The organism is Thermoflexus sp. (assembly GCF_025055495.1).
Classification (GTDB): domain Bacteria; phylum Chloroflexota; class Anaerolineae; order Thermoflexales; family Thermoflexaceae; genus Thermoflexus.
Window position 1 is genome coordinate 1 of record NZ_JANWXB010000180.1, and the last position, 4,163, is coordinate 4,163.

Here is a 4,163-nt window from a genome sequence, read left to right on the forward strand (position 1 = left end):
GCTGCGGGAGCCGGTGGTGCTGCCGGGGAAGGCGCCACAGCTGTTGATCAACGGGGCGTCGGGGATTGCGGTGGGGATGGCGACCAACATCCCCCCCCACAACCTCGCCGAAGTCTGCGACGCGCTATGCTACATGATCGACCACTGGGGGCGCTTGGATCGCATTACCGTCGATGACCTGATGGCATTCATCAAGGGCCCGGATTTCCCAACGGGTGGGGTGGTGTTCCGTTATGCTGATGATGGCGAAACAGATGCGCTGCGGGCGGCTTACGCCGTGGGGAAGGGACAGTTTGTCGTTCAGGCCCGCGCTCACATCGAGGAGGCGGAGCGGGGCAAGGTTCGTATTGTGGTGACGGAGCTGCCCTATCAGGTGAACAAGGCGGCCCTGATCGAGCGGATCGCCGAGCTGGTCCGCGAGGGGCGGATGGAGGGGATCACCGATCTGCGCGATGAATCGGACCGGCGGGGGATGCGGCTGGTCATCGAGGTCGCCCGGACCGCCGATCCCCGCGAGGTGCTGGCCGCCCTTTACAAGCACACGCCGATGCAGATCACCTTCGGCGTCCAGATGCTGGCCCTGGTGGAGGGGGAGCCACGCCTGCTTCCCCTGAAAAAGGCCCTCCAGCTCTTCGTGGAGCATCGCCAGCAGGTGATCCGCCGTCGCAGCGAATATGAGCTGGCCCGGGCCCGGGAGCGCGCCCATATTCTGGAGGGGCTGCGGATCGCCCTGGCCCATCTCGATGAGGTGATCGCGCTGATCCGGCGATCGAAGGATACGGAGGAGGCAAAGGCCGGTCTGATGCGACGTTATCGGCTCACAGAGGTCCAAGCGTTGGCCATCCTGGAGATGCCCTTGCGGCGGTTGGCACGGCTGGAGCGGGAGAAGATCGAGGCCGAATATAAGGAGAAGCAGCGCCGGATCCGCGAGCTAGAGGATCTGCTGGCCCATCCGAAGAAGATCCTGGCGGCCATCCGGGAGGAGCTCCAGGAGCTCAAAGCCAAATATGGCGATGCGCGGCGGACCTTCATCGCCGACCGGGCGCGCGGCGCCCTCACGGTGGAGGATCTGATGCCGGATCAGCCGGTCTGGGTGGCGATCACGATGGGCGGCCGGATCGTCCGAACGCCGCTGCGGGGCGGGCCGGCATGGCCCCATGGGGATCGGCCGGTGGCGCTGGTGCGAGGGAACACCCGTGGTGCGGTGGTTCTCTTCACCGACCGGGGCACGGCAGCGGCTGTCGCGGTGCATCGGATTCCAGAGAGTGAGGAGGGAGTTCCCATTCCGGATCTGATCGCCCTCCCGGAGGGTGAGACCGTGGTCGCCGCGCTGCCGATGCCGGGGCGGGTCGATGCGAACGGGGCAGGCCCCTATGTATTTCTGGTGACCCGGAATGCCATGTGCAAGCGGGTGGCCTGGGCCGACCTGAACCGCCCGGGCGCCTTTCCGGCGATGGGGGTGGCCGATGGGGATGCGCTGGTGGCGGCCTTCACGACCTATGGGGATGGGGAGATCCTGCTGGCCACCGCGGCGGGCCAGGCCATCCGGTTTGCGGAAGATGAGGTGCGGGTGATGGGCTTGAGCGCCGCTGGGGTGCTGGGCATCAAGCTGGGGGAGGGGGATCAGGTGACGGGGGCGGCCCTGGTGAAGCCCCAGGGAGCCGTGGTCATCGGAACGGCCCATGGCTTTATGAAGCGCACAGCGGCTAAAGAATATCCCCGACAGGGCCGGTATGGCGTGGGTGTCCAGACAACGACGGTCTCGGAGAAGACCGGGCTCGTGGTGGGGGTCGCCGCAGTGGACGAAGAGGAGACCCTATGGGTGGTGGGCAGCCGGGGGACCGTGAAGGCGGTAAAGGTGAAGGATCTCCCCCGGGTCAGTCGGGCGCGGCCGGGGACCCTGGTGGTCAGCCTGAAGAACAATGAAACGATGATCCGTCTGATCGCTCCGGCGGTTTACGAAAAGGGAAGCGGACGGAACGGCCGAAGGGAGCGCCGAGCGAAGAATACCCGATAGGCCTGTTGTTCCCACTCGGTTCCATGGATGCACTGTAATGAACGATCCGTCGGTAGTGCTCTGTTCATTGCAAAGCGGTAGTTGAGGGCTCTCAGGATTTTCAGAGATGCCGAAGGTCGCGGAGCTGAGCGAGCGATGGGTCTCTGGCTTCTGGGAACCTCCGGTGCGGTTCCCGATCCCCAACGGGATTACATCAGTCTGGTCGTGGAGCATGCAGGCCGCCTGATCCTGATCGAGGCGGGCGGATCTCCGCTCCACCGTCTGGGTCGCACAGGCCTGGACCCTATGGGTCTGGAGGGGGTTTTCCTTTCCCATCGTCATCCCGATCATCTCAGCGGGCTGCCGGTGCTTCTGATGGGATTGTGGCTGCGAGGGCGGGCCCATCCGCTCTGGATCGCTGGCCCGGAGGACGTGATGGAACGGGCTCGCGCCTTGCTGGAGCTGTTTGAGTGGCAGTCCTGGAATGGCATGTTCCCGGTGAACTGGCGGCCGATCCCGTTGGAGCCTGGGGCCGTGGTGGAAGCAACCGGAGGGATTCGCCTGATCGCCGCGCCCGTTTCTCATAGTGTTCCCACCCTGGCCCTGCGGATGGAGCTCCCTGAGGGAGTGGCCGCCTATTCCGCGGACACCGCGCCCTGCCCGGAGATGATCCGACTGGCCCGCGGCGCGGATGTCCTGATCCACGAGGCGACAGGTTCGTATCCGGGGCATACCCCGCCGGAGGGCGCCGGATGGGTGGCACGGGAGGCAGGGGTGCGACGGCTGGTTCTGGTGCATGTGCCGCCAGAGGTCGATGTGGAGGAATGGAAGTCGCGCGCCCGGGAAGCCTTTGCGGGTCCGGTAGAGATCGGAAGGGATGGAATGCGGGTGCTGTAAGCGGATTGTTAGAGGTTCCACATGGGGTCAGCCCTCAAGGGGGATAGGGATGGAGATCGATCCGGAAGAGGTTCGCCCGCTATATGCGGATCGCGATCCGGCTCATGATTTCGAGCATATCCTGCGGGTCGTGCGTCTGGCCGAACGGATCGCCCGCAGCGAGGGGGCGGATCCGGCGGTCGTGCGGGCCGCGGCGTTGCTTCACGATGTGCGTCGGGAGGAGGCGGATCATGCGATTGCCTCAGCGGCCTTCGCCCGTTGGTGGCTGACCGAGCGAGGGGCATCCACCGAGTTCATCGAGGCGGTCGCTCACGCTATCGAAGCCCATCGGTTCCGGGAGCCCCGGGTCGCCTGCACCCTGGAGGCCCGCGTGCTCTTTGACGCCGACAAACTGGATGCGTTGGGGATCATTGGCCTAGCGCGCCTCTTCGCTTACAGCGGCGCCCACTGCCATCCGCTCTGGATAGCGGTTGGGGAAGAAGAGACGGGCATGGACTCCGCTGCCCATGAGTTCTTCCGTAAGATCCGCCTTCTGCCCGAGCGGATGCAGACGGAAACCGGACGGCGATGGGCGGAAGCCCGTCTGGATCGGATGCGACGGGCCATTGAATGGCTGGAGGCGGAGATCCACGGCGAGGATTTCGAGGGCTGAGCTCCTCGCTTCGATGGATTTGACAAGCTTTCCTCCAGTTGCCTATATTCAATGATGCTGAAACCCCGCTGACCTGAACCGGCGGGGTTTCACGTCCATGGTGGCTCATGTTCAGGCCCTGTGCCCCTGGTTGGGCCGGATGGTTGGCAGGGGTTTTCGGATCCCCTCCCAGGCTGCTCCGCCACGGGAGGAGGAGGTCGGGGAAGAGGGGATCGGGCCCCGCCATCGGGTGGTTCGCGTTACGGCCTGCGCGAGGGCCGGACAGGAGCCATGCGTGGTTTCTCTCCAAAGGGCTGGCTGTCCCCCTTAGGAAGGGGGCACCCTCAGGTTCCGCCCGCCGCCGGCACCCAGTCTGCTTGACCTCAGCTGGCAATCGACCTACCATCGTGCCGGCGTGGATCATCCCTTGTCAGGCTTCAAATAACGCGCTTATTGGATTTCTTCGCTTCGTTATGCTTGGGGGATTAGGGGGCGGGGCCGTGGGCCCGCACCTCTAGGATATTCTATGCCCTGTGCAACTTCAGGCGGCGAGTCCGATCCAAGCGCCTTCGGGAGGGAAGCGGGCTGGGCTCCTTCCCCAGGGCCTCATGGAGGGGGGAGAAAAAATATTTTTGGGCT

General features: G+C 65.0%; 3 protein-coding genes. All 3 read left to right on the forward strand.

The features are described 5' to 3' along the window. On the forward strand, positions 1-2,017 hold a 2,017-nt coding region (locus tag NZM16_RS06235), incomplete at its 5' end, for a DNA gyrase subunit A (RefSeq protein ID WP_295479356.1). A 135-nt stretch (positions 2,018-2,152) separates the two neighbouring features. After that, a complete protein-coding gene (locus NZM16_RS06240) occupies positions 2,153-2,893 on the forward strand; it encodes an MBL fold metallo-hydrolase (RefSeq protein ID WP_295452235.1) in 741 nt (246 codons plus the stop codon). Positions 2,894-2,942: 49 nt separating this feature from the next. Further along, positions 2,943-3,545: an HD domain-containing protein gene (locus tag NZM16_RS06245; RefSeq protein WP_295452233.1), complete on the forward strand. Its 603-nt coding sequence runs from the start codon at positions 2,943-2,945 to the stop codon at positions 3,543-3,545. The last annotated feature ends 618 nt before the right edge of the window (positions 3,546-4,163 follow it).